Below are 15,760 nucleotides of genomic sequence, written 5' to 3' on the forward strand. Positions count from 1 at the left end.
AACCAGAAAGATCACCGCTGCGCGCGGTCGCCCTCCCGGGCGGCCGCGCGCCGCCGTTTCCGGGTCTTTTTGATCACCCACTGGCCGATCACGATCACGAAGAACGCCCAGATCGCGTAGTCGAACCAGTGCGCGTACGTCTCCAGGTCCTGCCAGCGGGATCCGAGCGCGTAACCGCCGCCGACGAACAGCGCGTTCCACACCCCGGAGCCGATCACGGTGAAGAGCACGAACAGGCCCACCGGCATCCGGTTCGCCCCGGCCGGGATGGAGACCAGGCTGCGCACCACCGGCATGCAGCGGCCGAACAGCACCGCCGACTTCTCGTGCCGCTCGAACCAGCGGTCCGCCTTGTTCAGATCGTCGAGGTCCACCAGCGGGACCCGGTCCAGCCAGCGGCGCAGGCGTTCCTCGCCGAGCGCGCGGCCGAGCCAGTAGAGCAGCAGCGCGCCGCCGAGCGCCCCGAGCGTCGCGGTCAGCCAGACCAGCACCAGGTTGACCCGGCCGACGCTGGCCAGGTAACCGGCCATCGACAGGACGATCTCGCTGGGAATCGGCGGAACCAGGTTCTCCAGCGCGACCAGCAGGCCGACACCCACCTCGCCGAGTGAGTCGATCACCGAGGCCACCCAGCCGGTCAGTCCGCCCAGGTTCGTGAGATCGGCTTCGGCCATGTGTGGTCCTCCAGGAGATGTCGGCGAAGGAAGAGCAGTACCCGCCATCCAGCGTACGAACCGCATCTTGTATATGCCGATGATCGGTATATGCTGACCGCATGACCGACGTACCCATGCGCGAGCCGACGTTTCTCGTGCTGACCGCGCTGGCCGAGGAGCCGCGGCACGGCTATGCGGTGATCGAGGACGTGGCCGCGATGACCGGCGGGCGGGTCCGGCTGCGGGCCGGCACGCTCTATGCCGCTCTCGACCGGCTGCGGGCCGAGGGCCTGATCGAGGTGGACCGCGAGGAGGTCGTGCAGTCCCGGCTGCGGCGCTACTACCGGCTCACGGGGGCCGGCGAGCGGAGCCTGGCCGCCGAGACCGCCCGCTTGCGCGAGCAGGCCACCATCGCCGAGCGCCGCCTGAGAGCGCGTCACACCGAGCTCGGAGGGGCACCCGCGTGACGGATCTGGAGTTTCACTACCGCCGCCTGCTGCGGGTCTATCCGGCCGGGCACCGGGCCGCCTACGAGGAGGAGATGATCGGCGTGCTGATGGACGGCGCGGAGCCGGGTCGCCGCCTGCCCTCCCCGGCCGACACGCTGGACCTGCTGCGTGCGGGCCTCACGGTCCGTCTGGGTCGATCTTTCAACCTCCAGAGGGGTACGGGGTGGCGCGACGCCGCCGCCGTGACCGGACTACTGATCGCCCTGGCGCTGGCGGCCATCGCCACCGGGCGGTTCCTCAACGGCCTGAGCCTGCTCGCGCGCTTCGACGACCCGCTACGGGCGTACGGGATGAACGGCGTCCTCCTGATCGACCCCGCCGCCCGATCGATCATCTGGGTGCTCGTCTCCGGCGCCGCCCTGCTGGGGTTGCGCCACATCGCCGCCGTGCTGGCCGCCTCCGGGATCCTGATCGAGCTCGCCACCGTGTTCTTCTGGGTGGGCGTCGCGCCGTGGCAGTCCCTGCGCCTGACCTGGGCACCGACCGTGGCCGTGCTGGCCTTCGCCGCCTTCGCGACAGCTGTCCGGGCCCGGCCCGCGCCCGCCGTCCTGGGCCGGCGGGGCATGCGGTGGATCGTCGCGGCGACCGCGTTCGTCGTGGTCACCCAGGTGGTTCTCACGGCCGGTTCTGGCCGGATCTCCGTCCCGTTCTCCACCAGCGTCCTCGAGTTCTGGATCCCGCTCGTGCTGCTGATCGCCGCGGTGCGGTCCGCCCGCCCGGCCGTCCGCCGCCGGGTCGCCGTGCTGGCCTTCGCGTCGCTGACCGTGCCGTTCGTCTTCCTGCTCTGGTGGGACTGGACAGCGCTGTCGTTCGCCGTGCACATCACCCCCGGCATCGTGACCAGTCAGCTGATCGTGCTGGTCCTGACCCCGGTCGTGCTGTTCGCCGGCGGGCTGGCGACGCTCTGGGCGGGCGAACGTTTCATGGCCGTGAGGCGCGGACAAGTAACGAGGTATGAGTGACCGGTGGTACTCCAAGGCCGTCGTCTACTGCCTCGACATCGACTCCTACGCCGACTCGGACGGTGACGGCTGCGGTGACATCCGCGGTCTGATCGGCCGGCTGGACTACCTGTCCCGCCTCGGCGTGACCTGCCTCTGGCTGAACCCGATCCACCCGTCGCCGAACCGCGACGACGGGTACGACGTGACCGATTTCTACAACGTGGACCCGCGGTTCGGCACCCTCGGGGACTTCGCCGAACTGCTGCACCAGGCGGGCAACCGCGGCATCAAGGTGATCATCGATCTGGTGGTCAACCACGTGTCGGACCAGCACCCGTGGTTCCAATCGGCGAGAAAGTCGCCTGAATCCCCGTACCGTAAATGGTTTGTCTGGAGCGAAAGCGCTCCGCCGGACCGCAACCAGGGCATGGTCTTCCCCGGTGAGCAGGACGAGACCTGGACCTACGACCGGACCGCCAAGCTCTGGTATTACCACCGGTTCTACCGCTTCCAACCGGACCTCGACATCAAGAACCCGGAGGTCCGCGAGGAGATCAAGAAGATCTGCGCGTTCTGGCTGCAGCTCGGGGTCGCCGGATTCCGGATGGACGCCGTGCCGTTCATCATCGAGGAGACCGAGCCGGGCAACCCGGACTCGCCGAAGGATCTGGCCTTCCTCTCCGAGCTGCGCCAGCACGTCCAGTGGCGCAAGGGCGACGCGGTGCTGCTGGCCGAGGCGAACGTGGAGCCGGACCAGCTGCTGAAGTTCTTCGGTGATGAGGGCGGCTCGAGCAACCGGATCCACATGCTCTTCGACTTCATGCTCAACGCGAAGCTGATCCTGGGACTGGCCCGGGAGGACCCGGAGCCGATCATCGACGCGCTGCGGGACTCGCCGAAGCTGCCGGTCGGCGGGCAGTGGGCCACGTTCCTGCGCAACCACGACGAGATCGACCTGTCCCGGCTCACCGCCGAACAGCGGAAGGACGTCTTCGACCGGTTCGGTCCTGAGGAACACATGCAGCTCTACGGTCGCGGCATCCGGCGGCGGCTGGCACCGATGCTCGGCAACGACCGGCGCCGGCTGGAGCTGGCCTACGCCCTGCAGTTCAGCCTGCGCGGCACCCCGGTCCTGCGTTACGGCGAGGAGATCGGGATGGGCGACGACCTGGCGCTCAAGGGGCGCGACGCGATCCGTACTCCGATGCAATGGTCGATGCTGCCCAACGCCGGGTTCTCCAGCGCCGATGCCGGCAAGCTCAACCGGCCGGTGATCGCCGAGGGCGAGTTCGACTTCCGGAAGGTCAACGTGACCGTGCAGCGGCACGACCCGACGTCGCTGCTGTCCTGGTTCGAGCGCATGATCCGTACGTTGAAGGAGGCGCCGGAGGTGGGCAGCGGCGCCTGCACCCACGTCGACGTGCCGGCGCCGAGTGGCGTGCTGGTCCACCGCGCCGACGACATCACCGGCTCCATGCTCTTCGTCCACAACCTCGGCCCGGAGCCGGGTGTGGTCGACCTGAGCAGTCTGTCCGGGGAGACCGAGTTCCCGAATGACGTACTGGCCGACCAGGAATACCCGGAGCCCGGCGAACTCGACAAGATCAGGGTGGAGGGATACGGGTACCGCTGGATTCGGATGCGCCGGACGGCCTAGCATCGGCGTGCGTAATGGAGATCACTACCGGAGGCCGTGATGTCGCAGTCCGCACCCACCCGGGTGGCCATCGTGACCGGTGCCGCCCGCGGCATCGGTGAGGCGGTCGCCCTCAGGCTCGCCGCCGACGGTATGGCCGTCGCCGTCGTCGACCTCGACGAGGGGGCCTGCGCGAACACGGTGACCGCGATTCACGACGCGGGCGGCACGGCGGCCGCGATCGGTGCGGACGTGTCCGATGCGGCCCAGGTGGCGGCCGCCGTCGAGCGGACCGTGTCCGAGCTCGGCCCGCCGACCGTGCTGGTCAACAACGCCGGTGTGCTCCGGGACAATCTGCTCTTCAAGATGAGCGACGACGACTGGGACACCGTGATGGCGGTGCACCTGCGCGGCGCCTTCCTGTTCAGCCGGGCCGTGCAGAAGCACATGGTCGACGCGGGCTTCGGCCGGATCGTGAGCCTGTCCAGCACCTCCGCGCTCGGCAACCGGGGCCAGGCCAACTACGCCGCGGCGAAGGCGGGCATCCAGGGCTTCACCAAGACGCTCGCCATCGAGCTCGGCAAGTTCGGCATCACGGCCAACGCGGTGGCGCCGGGCTTCATCGTCACCGACATGACACGCGCCACCGCTGCCCGGGTCGGGGTGGATTTCGCCGATTTCGAGAAGGCGACAGTGAAACAGATTCCCGTAGGGCGGGCGGGTCGTCCCGAGGACGTCGCGAACACCGTAGCCTTCCTGGTCAGCGATGGAGCCGGCTTCGTCACGGGGCAGGTCGTCTATGTCGCCGGCGGACCACAGGACTGAGTGTCACCGATGCTGGCAACTTGCTGAGAAGAGTTACAAAGAAATCATGAACCGACGCATGAGTTCCCGCAGCGTGTCGCTGACCAGCACGTTCCTCTTGCTGGCCGCGGGAGGACTCGCGGCGTGCGACAACGACGAATATGTGGACGAGGGCTTCTACTGCGCCGACGCCAACGGCGTGGTCGTCGACGAGGACAACTGCGACGACGACGGTGGCGGCGGAGGTGGCGGCGGGTTCTTCATCTGGCACTCGTCCGGCTACAAGTCCGGCTACAAGGTGGGCCAGAAGCTGCCCTCCGGCGGGCAGAAGTTCGCCTACAACGACGCGGCGGCGCGGTCGCAGTTCGGGCTGCCCTCGAGCGGCAAGATCAGCAACGGCACCGTGAAGACCAGCGTCGTCGGCAAGGGCGGCAGCGGGTCGCGCTCGTCCGGGGGCTGACGATGCGGCGCGTGGCGTACGGACCTGTCCGGGACGGCTGGCAGCTGACCAACTTCAGTCTCGGGCTGACGTACAACGACACCGAGCTGCCGGACGGCACGCTGACGTCGTACTGGCGCGAGGGGCCGTACTACGACTTCACCACGGCCGAGATCGAGGAACTCGAGACGGCCACCTCGACGCTGTTCACGATGTGCCTGGAGGCCGGCGACTGGATGGTCCGCCAGTGCCCGCGGCACACCGTCGAGGGGCGTAAGCAGGGCTTCTTCGCCTCGATCTGCAACGACGAGACGTGCTTCCTGGCTCGCGTCGGCATCCCGGAGTACACCCACGAGCAGATCATCCGGACCTGGTTCGACGGCGACGCGGAGACGTGGACGCACTACGACAAGGACCCGGACATGCGGCTGCCGATGCAGACGCCGGACTACTCGCCGAGCGTCTACGGGCGGTTCGACCTCTGGTACAACGGGGCCGGCAGCACGCCGCGGCTGCTCGAGTTCAACGCGCAGACGCCGACGTCGCTGGTGGAGGCCGCGGTCATCCAGTGGCACTGGATGGATCAGACCGGCGTCACCCAGCATCCGTGGCGACAGTGGAACTCGATCCACGAACGCCTTGTCGGTTTCGAGGCGACGCCGGGTGAGCCGGGCGACCCCGGTGCGTGGCGGCGCAACATCGACAAGTTGCGCGAGGCGCGGACCTGGCTCCCGGAGAAACCCAAGATCTTTTTTGCGTACGAGACGTCGGAGACCTCGGGCGAGGACCGGATGAACGTCGCGTACCTGATGGCGACCGCGGAGGAGGCCGGTTACCCGGTCGAGCTGATCGCGATGAGCCAGATCGGCTGGGACGTGGCCGGCGACCGGGTGGTGTTCGTCCCCGGCCCCGGTCAGGAGCACCGCTCCGAGCCGATTGACGTGATCTTCATGCTCTATCCGTGGGAGTGGTTCTGGCACGAGGAGGGCGGCAAGGCGTTCTTCCGGAACATGGCCGACCCGGAGAAGCGCGGGACCGTCTGGATCGAACCGCCGTACAAGGCCGCGCTGCTCGGCAACAAGGCGCTGCTCCCGGTGCTGTGGAAGCTGTTCGGCTCCGACCCGGAACGCGGAAAGTACCTGCTGCCGGCGTATTTCGCGGACTCGGCCAAGGCGGCGTCCCTCACGTCCTACGCCAAGAAACCCGTCTGGGGGCGCGAGGGCGGATCGGTCACCCTCGTCCGCGACGGCGTCCCGATCACGGCGAACTCCAGCGAGTACGGGTCGGACGGCCGCTACGTCGTGCAGGAACTCCTGGAGCTGCCGTCGTTCGACGGGTTGGAGGGGACGCTGCACCCGGTGATCGGCGCCTGGCTGATCGACGGGGAGCCGGCCGGCATGGGCATCCGTGAGGGCGTCGGCACGGAGGGCCTGGTAACCGGCAACACGTGCAGCTTCGTCCCCCACGTAATCACCTGAACCCGCGTGTGGAGTTGGGGTGCGCACGCGTGCCCAACTCCACACGCAGCTGGGTGGGTGGGTGCGCGCGATTGTGTGTGTGGAGTTGGGGTGCGGAGCGGGGCTGAACTCCACACACGGCTGGGTGGGTGCGCGCGGTTGTGTGTGTGGAGTTGGGGTGTGGAGTGGGGCTGAACTTCACACGTGGTGGGGGGTGGGGCGGTGGCGCCAGATCCACCAGAGGCCGATGAAGGGCAGGATCAGGGGGACGTAGCCGTACCCGCTGCCGAACCGGGACCAGACCGTGTCGTCGGGGAAGGCGACCGCGTCGACGATGCTCAGGGTGCCGACGATCAGCACGCCGACCAGCTCGACGGTGATGCTGACGAGGGCGATCATCCGGCCGCGGGTGCCGCCGCGGGCCAGGCCCACGGTCGCGGCGATGTAGACGAGGCCGGCCAGCGCGGACAGCACGTAGGCCAGCGGCGCCTCGTTGAAGTGGGTGCTGATCTGGACCAGGGCGCGGGCGCTCGCGGAGAGCGCGAAGACGCCGTAGACCAGCAGCAGGACCCGGCCGACGCCGGTGTTCAGCGCGGCGTCGGCGGGACGGGCCTTCGTGGAGTCAGACACCGGTCACCGACGCGATCTGCTGCAGCCGCAGCACGAGGACGGGCAGGATCAGGCAGCCGATGCCGAGGATCAGGCTGCCCCAGCGGGTCGGCTCCATCCGGGCGAGGACGGCCGCGGTCGGCACGAAGCCGAGCGTGGTGATCAGGTATCCGGCGAAGGTGCCGATCTCCAGGGGCCGGCTCCCGTCGAAGAGACCCACCACCGCGACCACGACCAGGACGGCGACCCAGACGCTGAACACCGCGGCGGCCAGCAGGTCGATCCGGCTCGGGGCGCGGTCCAGCGCGGCACGCAACAGGTACCACGCCGCGAGCACGAGTGCGGCGACGATTGTCGCTGTCGAGAGGGGACCGTTCACCCGGCCAGGTTACTGATGCCCCGGCGGTGGTAACTTCCGGCCTGGTGATCTTCAACGGCGAGGGGTGGGCATCCGGTGCGCTTCGGACTTTTCGGTACGGGACCATGGGCGCACATCGCCCACGCGCCGGCGTTGGCGGCGCATGCGGACGTGGAGTTCGTCGGGGTGTGGGGCCGTGACCAGGCCAAGGCGGCCGAGCTGGCCGGGAAATACGACATCCGGGCGTACGAGGACGACAGCGAGCTGCTCGCGGACGTCGACGCGGTCGCGATCGCGCTGCCGCCGCACGTGCAGGGGCCGCTCGCGCTCCGGGCCGCCGAGGCCGGCAAGCACCTCGTGCTGGACAAGCCGGTCGCGCTGACCGCCGAGGACGCGGAGGCGATCGCCGCCGCCGTCGAGGAGCGCGATCTCGCGTCGGTGGTCTTCTTCACCCGCCGGTTCACGCCGGAGACCGAGGGGTTCCTGGCCGAGGCGGTGGCCGCCGGCGGCTGGACCGAGGCGCGGGTGGACCACCTCGGCTCGATCTTCACCGACGACAACCCGTTCGGCGCCTCGCCGTGGCGCCGTGAGCGCGGTGGGCTCTGGGACGTCGGGCCGCACGCGCTCGCCCTGGTGCTCCCGGTGCTCGGCCCGGTCACCGAGGTGGCCGGCATGGCCGGAGAGCGCGATCTGACCCACCTGGTGCTCCGGCACGAGGGCGGAGCGATCAGCCGGCTCACTCTTTCGGTGGACGCGCCGCCCGCGGCGGCGCGTGAGGAGGCGCTCTTCGCCGGCGAGGCCGGTCTGGCCGTTCCGCCCCGGGCGCAGTGGCGCCCGGAGGTGGCTCTCGGCCGGGCCCTGGATCAGCTGATCACGGCAGCCGGAGGCGGGGCCCGGCCGGATTGCGACGTGCGATTCGGCGCCTCGGTGACCGCGATTCTGGCCGCCGCGGACCGTGCGGTCCGGGAGCGGACGACCGTGCGAATCGGCGGCTGAGACCGCTTACGGTACGGTGCGCTCGATCGCGGCCGCGCCGTCCCGTTCCAGCTCAGCGCGTGCGCGGGCGATGTTCTCGGGCGTCGGGTACTTGCCCTGGGCGACGGCCAGATCCTCCGGGTCCCACGGCTGTTCGGCCCCGGTCCGCCACACCGGCGGCCGGCCCGTCCCGGGCGGCGTCTCCTCGATCTTCTGCATGGTTCCCCCTTCAAGAAATCGGTCTCGACTCCTACCTTTTACCCCCCTTTCTGACCGCTAGGCCCGGACGGCCGAAATCGGTCCCGATCAGCTCGATCAAAAACGGTCGGTGAACTCAGAGTGGCCGAACTGAGCGCTAACTGGACAGAACCTGCGCGTTGCGGATGGACGCAAAGTAGCGAGCCGAATACATTTTCGGCTTGTCACGCGCACCGGGTCGGACGTCCGGCGGAGGCCCGGCAGCCTCGCGACGTAACCCCGGGGTGGGTGTGGGGGTGAGGGGATGCACCGCATGACCGACTGCACCGCAGTAGAGCCAGTGACCGTCTCCGCGTGCGGGGGAGCACGAGCGTGACGGGCAGGTGGGACGCCGAGCGGGATGCGTACGAGGTGGCGCAGGCGCTGGCCGGCCTGGCCGCCCTGCTGCGCACGGAGACCCTCGACGACACGGACCGGCACACGTTGCTCAGCCTCGCGCGCAACGGCGAGGTGGCGGCTCAGCGCGTCGTGGCCTACCTGCGCGACCAGCGTGGTGCCGGTGACGGCGACCTGGCCGCGGTGCCGACCCGGCTGGCGCCGTGGCGGGACTGGGTGCCGACGCGTGGTCACCTGTTCGGGGTGTCCACTTCCGGCCCGAGGGTCGGCGAGGCGACCGAGCCGCGGCGGTGCGACCCCGGCGAATGACCGGCGGCGCGCGTCAGGGTGTGGACTTGAGCGTCTCCGAGGGCGACTCGCCGAACCGCTTCCGGTACGCCGACGCGAACCGGCCCAGGTGCGCGAAACCCCACCGGTGTGCCACGGCTGCCACCGTGATGCGGGTGGGATCGCCGCGGCGCAGGGTCTCGCGGGAGCGCGTCAGGCGTACCGTTTGCAGGTAGGTCATGGGCGCACACCCCACATGCCGGCGGAAGCCCTCCTGCAGTGACCGGACGCTCATGCCGGCGATGCCGGCGAGGTCAGCGGCGTTGAACGCGCGCTCCGGCTCCTCGTTGATCGCCTCCACCGCGCGCCGGATGGCCCGGGGCGGACCGGCCGTGACCGGGCCGACCAGCTCGTCGTGATAGCGATGCGGCACGCTCAGCAGCAGGCCGCTCAGCACGCTGCTGCACAGCTGCTCGGCGATCAGCGGCTGGTAGATCAGGCTGGACTCGTGCTCCAGCTCGTCACGGAGCAAACGGATCAGCCGGCCCCAGCTGTGCGCGGGCCCCTCGGTGAGGTCGAAGGACGGCGGCAGGTCGATCGGTCCCTCGATCGGGCGACCGAGGAGGTTGGCGAGTTCGGCCTCCAGCGCCCAGCGTTCGATCCGCACCTCGAGCTCGGCGCTGTTCGCGTCGTGCCGCAGGTGAACGGGGTCGCCGGGGCGGAAGGCCAGCGCGGTGTCGGGGGTGACGGAGACCTCGTGGCCGTCCTGCCGGGCCAGCATCCGCCCCAGCGTCGGCACGGTCACGTGGTACGCGTCCACCTCCGGCGCGTCGAGCGTCGCGCGCCTGGCGTACGTGAGATGGCCGACCGTGAGAGGTCCGAGTTGGATCATCTCGCCGCCGACCGCCACGTCACCGCCGTCGGGCGCGCCGAGCGAGACCGGGTGGTAGAAACGATTCAGAATGTCCCTGGCCTGATCCGCATCGACGCTGTCGAAGTAGACGGTTCCCGGCGCCAGGGTGGCGCGCGGTAAGGCGTCAACCATCGCGCCCGGCGCTCCATCGCATACGGTGAGTATTCGGTCAAAGTCAGTGGACAGTCAACGTGGCCGCCACGCAGTGACCGTTCCAGCACATTCCGGCCATATGAACTACTCTGGCGTTCCGCGCCTACGTGGCGTAACTTGCAGACCAGCGGATTGTTGTAGGAACGCGGGTTCTCCGGTGGCGTCCCCAGCGAGCGCCGCTCGTGCACGGCCCCTTGCGGGCCGGCGCGAGTCCCGCGGAAAGTCGGTGTCAGCTCCGGCTCGACGCCAGGAAGAGGGCAGCTGTGTATCTGCCGATCACGACCCGCCAGCTGGCCGACGGCACCGTCGAGATCGCACCTAGCGGTGAGATCGATCTGGACAACGCTCATGTCATGCGGGACGCCGTGAACGACGTCCTGACCAGCACGACGCCGAGCAAGATCTGCCTGGACCTGCAACGGGTCATGCTCATCGACAGCATCGGGATCGGCATCCTGGTGGCCTGCTTCCACACCGCCGCGGCGAGCGGCGTCAAGCTCGTGGTGAGCCACCCGAGCGCCACGGTCTACCGTCAGCTCTGGGTCTCCGGCCTGGTCGGCCTGCTCGGGTGCGCCGAGCCGCCGTCGCCGCGGACGTCGGTGGGGCTGCGCCCGTCCTGACCGGCGGCCTCTGACAGGTCCCCGATGAGTCCCCGGCGGGCCGATTTCACGCTTCCGAGGGGTGCCGGACGACCGTTTCCGACCGGTCGGCACCCCCGCGCCGGGGAATCAGTGCACGGCGGCGGCCGCCTCCTCCCGCGCCCGGCGCTCGTCTCCGGAGAGCGTGGAGAGCGGCTTCTCCTTGATGAAGACCACCGCGACCAGCGCCAGGAACGCGATCGGGGCGCCGATCAGGAACAGGTCGGCGGTCGCGGTGCCGTAGATGTCCTGGACGACGGTGAGTACCTCGGGCGGCAGTGCGTCCAGGTCCGGCACCTGGGCCGGTCCGTCGGCCGCCGCGGCGCCGAACCGCTCGGCGAACAGCGTGGTGACCCGGTTGGCCAGTACGGCGCCGAGCGCGCTCACCCCGATCGAGCCGCCCATGCTGCGGAAGAACGTCAGCGCCGAGGTGGTGGCGCCCAGTTCCGCGGCCGGCACGTCGTTCTGCGCGGCCAGCACCAGGTTCTGCATGAGCAGGCCGACGCCGATGCCGAGGACCGCCATGTACACCGAGATCAGCGGCACCGAGGTGTCCGCGCCGATCGTGCTGAGCAGCAGCATCCCGGCGGTCATCACGGCACCGCCGGCCACCAGGTACGCCTTCCACCGCCCGTACTTCGTGATGAGCTGGCCGGCGACCGTGGAGGAGACCAGCAGGCCGAAGATCATCGGCAGGCCCATCAGGCCGGCCACGGTCGGCGACTTGCCGAGTGACACCTGGAAGTACTGGGAGAGGAAGACCGTGCCGCCGAACATGGCGACGCCGACCAGCACGCTGGCGACGATCGCGAGCGCGACCGTCCGGTGCCGGAAGATCCCGAGCGGGATGATCGGTTCCTTGGCCCTTGACTCGGCCCACACCGCCACCGCGAGCAGCACCACGCCGCCGGTCACCAGGGCCGCGGTCTGCCAGGAGGCCCAGTCGAAGTGCGCGCCCGCGAGCGTGGACCAGATCAGCAGGGTGCTGACGCCGGCGGTGATCAGCACCGCGCCCAGCCAGTCGATGCTCACCTCGCGGCGGATCACCGGCAGATGCAGCGTCTTCTGCAGCAGCGCGATCGCGGCCAGCGAGAACGGCACGCCGATCAGGAAGCACCAGCGCCAGCCCAGCCACGACGTGTCCACCAGGACGCCGCCGATCAGCGGGCCGGCGATCGTGGCGACGCCGAAGACCGCGCCGAAGATGCCGGAGTAGCGGCCCAGCTCGCGGGGCGGGATCATCGCGGCCATCACGATCATCGCGAGCGCGGTCATGCCACCCGCGCCGACACCCTGCACCACCCGGCTGACCAGCAGCACCTCGACGTTCGGGGTGAGGCCGGCGATCAGTGAGCCGGTGACGAACAGGCCGAGCGAGAGCTGGATCAGCAGCTTCTTGCTCCAGAGGTCGGCCATCTTGCCCCAGAGCGGGACCGTAACGGTCATCGCCAGCAGCTCGGCGGTGACGATCCAGGTGTAGACGGACTGGCTGCCACCGAGCTCGGCGATGATCCGGGGCAGGGCGTTGGCCACCACGGTGGAGGCCAGGATGCTGACGAACATGCCGAGCATCAGGCCGGAGAGGGCCTGGATGACCTCGCGTTGGGTCATCCGGCCGGTGGACGAGGCGTCGGCGGGGGTGGTGGTCATCGTTTCCATTTCTCGCTCGGGGGTGTCGGGGCGGCGAGACCGGCGGCGACCATGACGAAGGCCTCGCGTACGTGGGTGGAGAGGGGCTGCGCGGCGGCGTCGGAGGCCCAGCGCATCACGGCCACCCGCAGGGCGGCGTTGGTGACCGCGGCGACGACCGGCGGGTAGGGGTGGTCCGGTGGCAGGCCGGTGCGCTCGGCGACGGCCTCGGCCAGGTCGCGCTCGGCGCTGGCGGCCGCGGCGATCAGCTGCGGGATGAGCTGTGGATTGGCCTCGATGACACGCATCCGCAGCAGCCAGAGGTCCCGGTCCCGCTGGATCTGGCTCACCGCCGGGGCCAGCGCCTCCAGCAGCGCGTCCAGCACGTCTGCGCCGGGCGCGGCGGCCAGCAGGTCCCGCCGGATGTCGGTGCAGCCCTCCATGGGGTCGCCGACGAGGGCGTCCTCCTTGGTGGGGAAGTAGTTGAAGAACGTGCGCGGCGACACCTCGGCCGCCGCGCTGATCTCGTCCACGGTGACGCGGTCGGCGCCGCCGCGCTCGTCGACCAGGCGGAGCGCGGCGGTGATCAGGGCGAGGCGGGTCTGCTGCCGCTTGCTCTCGCGGCGACCGGGCGGTGGTGGCACCCGGGCAGGCTACGTAGATCTTGCAGTTACTGCAAAGTTTTATCGCGCTAGGAGGAGGTCTGGACCCGCTCGATCTCGGTGAGGGCGGCGGTCAGCCAGGGTGCCGCCGGGCGGCCGGCCAGCAGGTCGGCGAGGAGCGCCGTGGCGTGGGAGGCGAGCACGTCCGGTTTCGGGGCGGGGGCGCCGTCCTCGTCGAGCACGCCGAGCGCGCCGGCCAGCAGCCAGAGCACCACCTGCGGGTCGGCGGCGGGCCAGGACCGTATGCAACTGGCCAGCGCGGCGCGGATGTCGTCGGCGGTGAGGCCGTCGGGGTGGCCGTCCTCCAGCAGCAGCCGGACGGTCGTGCCCAGGATCAGCCCGGAGTGCGCCGGGTCGGTGGCGGCCAGCGTGGCGGTCGCGTCGGCAAGGGCCACCTCGTCGCCGGACCGGAATGCCTCGACCGCCTCGACGGTGGCGGCCGCGATCGGGCGCGCCGCGGGTGGCAGGTGCCGCCAGTTTTCGCTCATGACGGCGACCCTACGGCTCGCATCTGACAGGGTGACGCTGAGGAGAGGAGCGCCATGACGAGTCTCGACGCGGTGACGGCATGGGTGGACAGCTACCGCAAGGCCTGGGAGTCCAACGACCCGGACGACATCCGGGACCTCTTCGCCGACGACGCCGCCTACTTCACCGAGCCGTACGCGAAACCCTGGGTCGGCCGCGAGGCGATCGTGGTGGGCTGGCTGGACCGGCAGGACGAGCCGGGCACCACCGCGTTCACCTGGCATCCGCTGATCGTCACCGACGACCTCGCGGTGATCGAGGCGAGCACGACGTACCCGGACCGGGTCTACCGCAACATGTGGGTGCTGCGCCTGGACCACACCGGCCAGGCCCGACAGTTCACCGAGTGGTGGATGCAGGAGCCGGATTAAATGTGAATGGCATTCGGGGGACTTCGCATGTGCGATTTCCCGAGCCTTTCGGCAAACTGCCTCGGGTGGAGGTGGACAGAAAACTCGGCGGCCGGTACCGGCTCGGCGACGAACTCGGCCGCGGCGGCATGGCCGTGGTCTTCCGCGCGCTCGACGAGGTGCTGAACCGGCCGGTCGCGGTCAAGGTGCTGGCCGGTCGCTACGCCGGCGAGCCGCGCTTCCGGGAGCGGATCCTGCACGAGGCGCGGGCCGCGGCGACCCTCTCGCATCCGAACATCGCGCAGATTTACGACTTCGGCGAATCCGAGGAGGACGGCCGCCCGGTTCCCTATGTGGTCATGGAATTGATCAATGGGCCGACATTGCAGCAACGGGTGGCGCGCGGCCGGATTCCGCCGCGCCGCGTCTTCCGGATCTGCGGCGAGATCGCCTCCGCGCTCGCCGTCGCGCACGAGGACGGGCTCGTGCATCGCGACATCAAACTGGCCAACGTCATGGTCACCCCGACCGGTGCGAAGGTGGTGGACTTCGGCATCGCCGCGGTCGCCGGTCCCGCCACGCCCGAGGACGCGCTGCTCGGCACCCCCGCCTACCTCGCGCCGGAGCGGCTCACCGGCGGTGCCATCGAGCCGGCGTCCGACGTCTACGCGCTGGGCGTGCTGCTCTACCGGCTGCTCGCGGGCGTCGCGCCGTGGACCGTGGAGACCACCACCCAGATGATCAATGCGCACGTCTACTCGGAGCCGGCGCCGCTGCCTCCGCTCCCGGGCGTGCCCGACGAGGTCGCCGACCTGGTCGCGCGCTGCCTGCGCAAGGATCCGGCGGAGCGTCCGGACGCGGCCGAGGTGTCCGGCGTGCTGGGTGACGCGGCCGAGGCCGCGAGTGCGAAGAAACCCGATTTCGTACGCGAGACAGCACCCGCCTGGGCCGATGTCACCCGGGAGGGTGTCGCTTCGGACGGCGCTGTGCGGGACACCACTGTCCTGATGCCACGCGCTGCCGGACCGCGTGCCGTGGCGGTCGACCGTGCTCCGCCCGTACCCCCCTGGTGGAAGCGTCGGAAAGTCCTGGCCGGCGCCGGGCTCGCGGCCCTGCTCATCGCCCTGCCGCTGCTCTGGCCCGGTGCCGATGAGCGGAACGCCGGGCGGGACGTCGCGCCGCCACCCGGATCCTCACCCAGCGTGACCGAAACGGTGCCCGGTGCCAGTTCCGGGACCCGCCCCGCGGCCGCCGCCACCCGGTCCGGCCGCGCCGCCCAGCCGAGCGACGGCGCCTCGGCCGTGCCCGCACCGCTGCCCTCCCTGCCGCAGCCGTCGCTCTCGGCGGGACCGCAACCGGGCCCGATCGACGGCAGCACCGCGCCGTCCGGACCGGGCGTGCCGGAGAGTGCGCGTCTGGAGTCGCCGGGCGGCTCTGTGCTGGCCCGATGCGCCGGCGGCAACGCCGAGCTGCTGGCCACCGAGCCGGCACCGGGGTTCACTGTGGACCGCGTCGAACCGGGCCCGGCGCTGGCGCCCTATGCGGTCTTCGCGAAGGACCTGACGCGCTACCGCATGACCGTCACCTGCGTGGGCGCCCGTCCCTCAGCCGTGGTGCTCCCACTGTGAATACGCCGAAC

The 15,760-nt window shown here is 70.2% G+C and carries 19 protein-coding genes; 11 read left to right on the forward strand and 8 right to left on the reverse strand.

Annotated features, from left to right (window positions below):
• Nucleotides 1-11 precede the first annotated feature (11 nt).
• Nucleotides 12-674 carry a DedA family protein gene (locus tag AB0M02_RS03215; RefSeq protein ID WP_364220608.1) on the reverse strand — a complete coding sequence of 221 codons (663 nt, stop codon included), beginning with the start codon at nt 672-674 and terminating at the stop codon, nt 12-14.
• Between the two features lie 101 nt (nt 675-775).
• Between AB0M02_RS03215 and AB0M02_RS03220 the strand changes: the two genes are divergently transcribed.
• The 6 genes from AB0M02_RS03220 to AB0M02_RS03245 are packed head-to-tail and all read left to right on the forward strand — an operon-like array spanning nt 776 to nt 6,466.
• Nucleotides 776-1,123, forward strand: coding sequence for a PadR family transcriptional regulator (locus tag AB0M02_RS03220; protein ID WP_364220610.1), 348 nt, complete (start codon nt 776-778; stop codon nt 1,121-1,123).
• Entirely contained in the window at nt 1,120-2,127 is a 1,008-nt protein-coding gene (locus AB0M02_RS03225; protein WP_364220612.1) for a hypothetical protein, read from the forward strand. The genes AB0M02_RS03220 and AB0M02_RS03225 overlap by 4 nt, the downstream gene beginning before the upstream one ends.
• A complete protein-coding gene (locus AB0M02_RS03230; RefSeq protein WP_364220615.1) occupies nt 2,120-3,766 on the forward strand; it encodes an alpha-amylase family protein in 1,647 nt (548 codons plus the stop codon). Before AB0M02_RS03225 ends, AB0M02_RS03230 begins: the two co-directional genes overlap by 8 nt.
• Before the next feature lie 39 nt (nt 3,767-3,805).
• A complete protein-coding gene (fabG, locus tag AB0M02_RS03235) occupies nt 3,806-4,570 on the forward strand; it encodes a 3-oxoacyl-ACP reductase FabG (RefSeq protein WP_364220618.1) in 765 nt (254 codons plus the stop codon).
• A 46-nt stretch (nt 4,571-4,616) separates the two neighbouring features.
• Entirely contained in the window at nt 4,617-5,009 is a 393-nt protein-coding gene (locus AB0M02_RS03240) for a hypothetical protein (protein ID WP_364220621.1), read from the forward strand.
• 2 nt (nt 5,010-5,011) lie between these two features.
• Nucleotides 5,012-6,466, forward strand: a complete 1,455-nt coding sequence (locus AB0M02_RS03245; RefSeq protein ID WP_364220623.1) for a glutathionylspermidine synthase family protein — start codon at nt 5,012-5,014, stop codon at nt 6,464-6,466.
• 177 nt (nt 6,467-6,643) lie between these two features.
• Here the strand turns inward: AB0M02_RS03245 and AB0M02_RS03250 are convergent, their stop codons facing one another.
• Together AB0M02_RS03250 and AB0M02_RS03255 are read right to left on the reverse strand one after the other, a co-directional pair.
• Nucleotides 6,644-7,075, reverse strand: a complete 432-nt coding sequence (locus tag AB0M02_RS03250; RefSeq protein WP_364220626.1) for a hypothetical protein — start codon at nt 7,073-7,075, stop codon at nt 6,644-6,646.
• Nucleotides 7,068-7,433: a hypothetical protein gene (locus tag AB0M02_RS03255; protein WP_364220629.1), complete on the reverse strand. Its 366-nt coding sequence runs from the start codon at nt 7,431-7,433 to the stop codon at nt 7,068-7,070. Before AB0M02_RS03255 ends, AB0M02_RS03250 begins: the two co-directional genes overlap by 8 nt.
• Nucleotides 7,434-7,508: 75 nt before the next feature.
• On the opposite strand from AB0M02_RS03255, the gene AB0M02_RS03260 reads away from it, so the two are divergent.
• Complete coding sequence (locus AB0M02_RS03260; protein WP_364220631.1) at nt 7,509-8,408, forward strand: Gfo/Idh/MocA family oxidoreductase; 900 nt, start codon at nt 7,509-7,511, stop codon at nt 8,406-8,408.
• Nucleotides 8,409-8,414: 6 nt separating this feature from the next.
• Here the strand turns inward: AB0M02_RS03260 and AB0M02_RS03265 are convergent, their stop codons facing one another.
• Nucleotides 8,415-8,606, reverse strand: coding sequence for a hypothetical protein (locus AB0M02_RS03265; RefSeq protein ID WP_364222633.1), 192 nt, complete (start codon nt 8,604-8,606; stop codon nt 8,415-8,417).
• Between the two features lie 351 nt (nt 8,607-8,957).
• On the opposite strand from AB0M02_RS03265, the gene AB0M02_RS03270 reads away from it, so the two are divergent.
• The gene (locus tag AB0M02_RS03270; RefSeq protein WP_364220634.1) at nt 8,958-9,290 is read left to right on the forward strand and encodes a hypothetical protein; all 333 of its coding nucleotides are present in this window, start codon (nt 8,958-8,960) and stop codon (nt 9,288-9,290) included.
• Between the two features lie 13 nt (nt 9,291-9,303).
• Here AB0M02_RS03270 and AB0M02_RS03275 read toward each other — a convergent pair whose 3' ends face one another.
• Nucleotides 9,304-10,293 (reverse strand): AraC family transcriptional regulator, encoded by a 990-nt coding sequence (locus AB0M02_RS03275; RefSeq protein ID WP_364220637.1) that lies wholly within the window; start codon nt 10,291-10,293, stop codon nt 9,304-9,306.
• Nucleotides 10,294-10,577: 284 nt separating this feature from the next.
• Here AB0M02_RS03275 and AB0M02_RS03280 point away from each other — a divergent pair, with 284 nt between their 5' ends.
• Nucleotides 10,578-10,934, forward strand: coding sequence for an STAS domain-containing protein (locus tag AB0M02_RS03280; protein ID WP_364220640.1), 357 nt, complete (start codon nt 10,578-10,580; stop codon nt 10,932-10,934).
• 108 nt (nt 10,935-11,042) lie between these two features.
• Here the strand turns inward: AB0M02_RS03280 and AB0M02_RS03285 are convergent, their stop codons facing one another.
• The 3 genes from AB0M02_RS03285 to AB0M02_RS03295 are packed head-to-tail and all read right to left on the reverse strand — an operon-like array spanning nt 11,043 to nt 13,731.
• Nucleotides 11,043-12,602 (reverse strand): MDR family MFS transporter, encoded by a 1,560-nt coding sequence (locus AB0M02_RS03285; RefSeq protein WP_364220643.1) that lies wholly within the window; start codon nt 12,600-12,602, stop codon nt 11,043-11,045.
• Nucleotides 12,599-13,225 (reverse strand): TetR family transcriptional regulator, encoded by a 627-nt coding sequence (locus AB0M02_RS03290; RefSeq protein WP_364220645.1) that lies wholly within the window; start codon nt 13,223-13,225, stop codon nt 12,599-12,601. The genes AB0M02_RS03285 and AB0M02_RS03290 overlap by 4 nt, the downstream gene beginning before the upstream one ends.
• A gap of 47 nt (nt 13,226-13,272) precedes the next feature.
• Nucleotides 13,273-13,731, reverse strand: coding sequence for a hypothetical protein (locus tag AB0M02_RS03295; RefSeq protein WP_364220648.1), 459 nt, complete (start codon nt 13,729-13,731; stop codon nt 13,273-13,275).
• Nucleotides 13,732-13,785: 54 nt separating this feature from the next.
• On the opposite strand from AB0M02_RS03295, the gene AB0M02_RS03300 reads away from it, so the two are divergent.
• The gene (locus tag AB0M02_RS03300; RefSeq protein WP_364220651.1) at nt 13,786-14,142 is read left to right on the forward strand and encodes a nuclear transport factor 2 family protein; all 357 of its coding nucleotides are present in this window, start codon (nt 13,786-13,788) and stop codon (nt 14,140-14,142) included.
• Between the two features lie 65 nt (nt 14,143-14,207).
• Nucleotides 14,208-15,749 (forward strand): protein kinase, encoded by a 1,542-nt coding sequence (locus tag AB0M02_RS03305; RefSeq protein WP_364220654.1) that lies wholly within the window; start codon nt 14,208-14,210, stop codon nt 15,747-15,749.
• Nucleotides 15,750-15,760 lie beyond the last annotated feature (11 nt).

This window comes from Actinoplanes sp. NPDC051861 (genome assembly GCF_040681145.1).
In the GTDB taxonomy this organism is placed as follows: domain Bacteria; phylum Actinomycetota; class Actinomycetes; order Mycobacteriales; family Micromonosporaceae; genus Actinoplanes.

Bases quoted from the DNA above. Each gene is read 5' to 3' on its own strand.
- AB0M02_RS03215 (WP_364220608.1), bottom strand. From the start codon at position 674: ATGGCCGAAGCCGATCTCACGAACCTGGGCGGACTGACCGGCTGGGTG.
- AB0M02_RS03220 (WP_364220610.1), top strand. From the start codon at position 776: ATGACCGACGTACCCATGCGCGAGCCGACGTTTCTCGTGCTGACCGCG.
- AB0M02_RS03230 (WP_364220615.1), top strand. From the start codon at position 2,120: ATGAGTGACCGGTGGTACTCCAAGGCCGTCGTCTACTGCCTCGACATC.
- fabG (WP_364220618.1), top strand. From the start codon at position 3,806: ATGTCGCAGTCCGCACCCACCCGGGTGGCCATCGTGACCGGTGCCGCC.
- AB0M02_RS03240 (WP_364220621.1), top strand. From the start codon at position 4,617: ATGAACCGACGCATGAGTTCCCGCAGCGTGTCGCTGACCAGCACGTTC.
- AB0M02_RS03245 (WP_364220623.1), top strand. From the start codon at position 5,012: ATGCGGCGCGTGGCGTACGGACCTGTCCGGGACGGCTGGCAGCTGACC.
- AB0M02_RS03265 (WP_364222633.1), bottom strand. From the start codon at position 8,606: ATGCAGAAGATCGAGGAGACGCCGCCCGGGACGGGCCGGCCGCCGGTG.
- AB0M02_RS03275 (WP_364220637.1), bottom strand. From the start codon at position 10,293: ATGGTTGACGCCTTACCGCGCGCCACCCTGGCGCCGGGAACCGTCTAC.
- AB0M02_RS03285 (WP_364220643.1), bottom strand. From the start codon at position 12,602: ATGACCACCACCCCCGCCGACGCCTCGTCCACCGGCCGGATGACCCAA.
- AB0M02_RS03295 (WP_364220648.1), bottom strand. From the start codon at position 13,731: ATGAGCGAAAACTGGCGGCACCTGCCACCCGCGGCGCGCCCGATCGCG.
- AB0M02_RS03300 (WP_364220651.1), top strand. From the start codon at position 13,786: ATGACGAGTCTCGACGCGGTGACGGCATGGGTGGACAGCTACCGCAAG.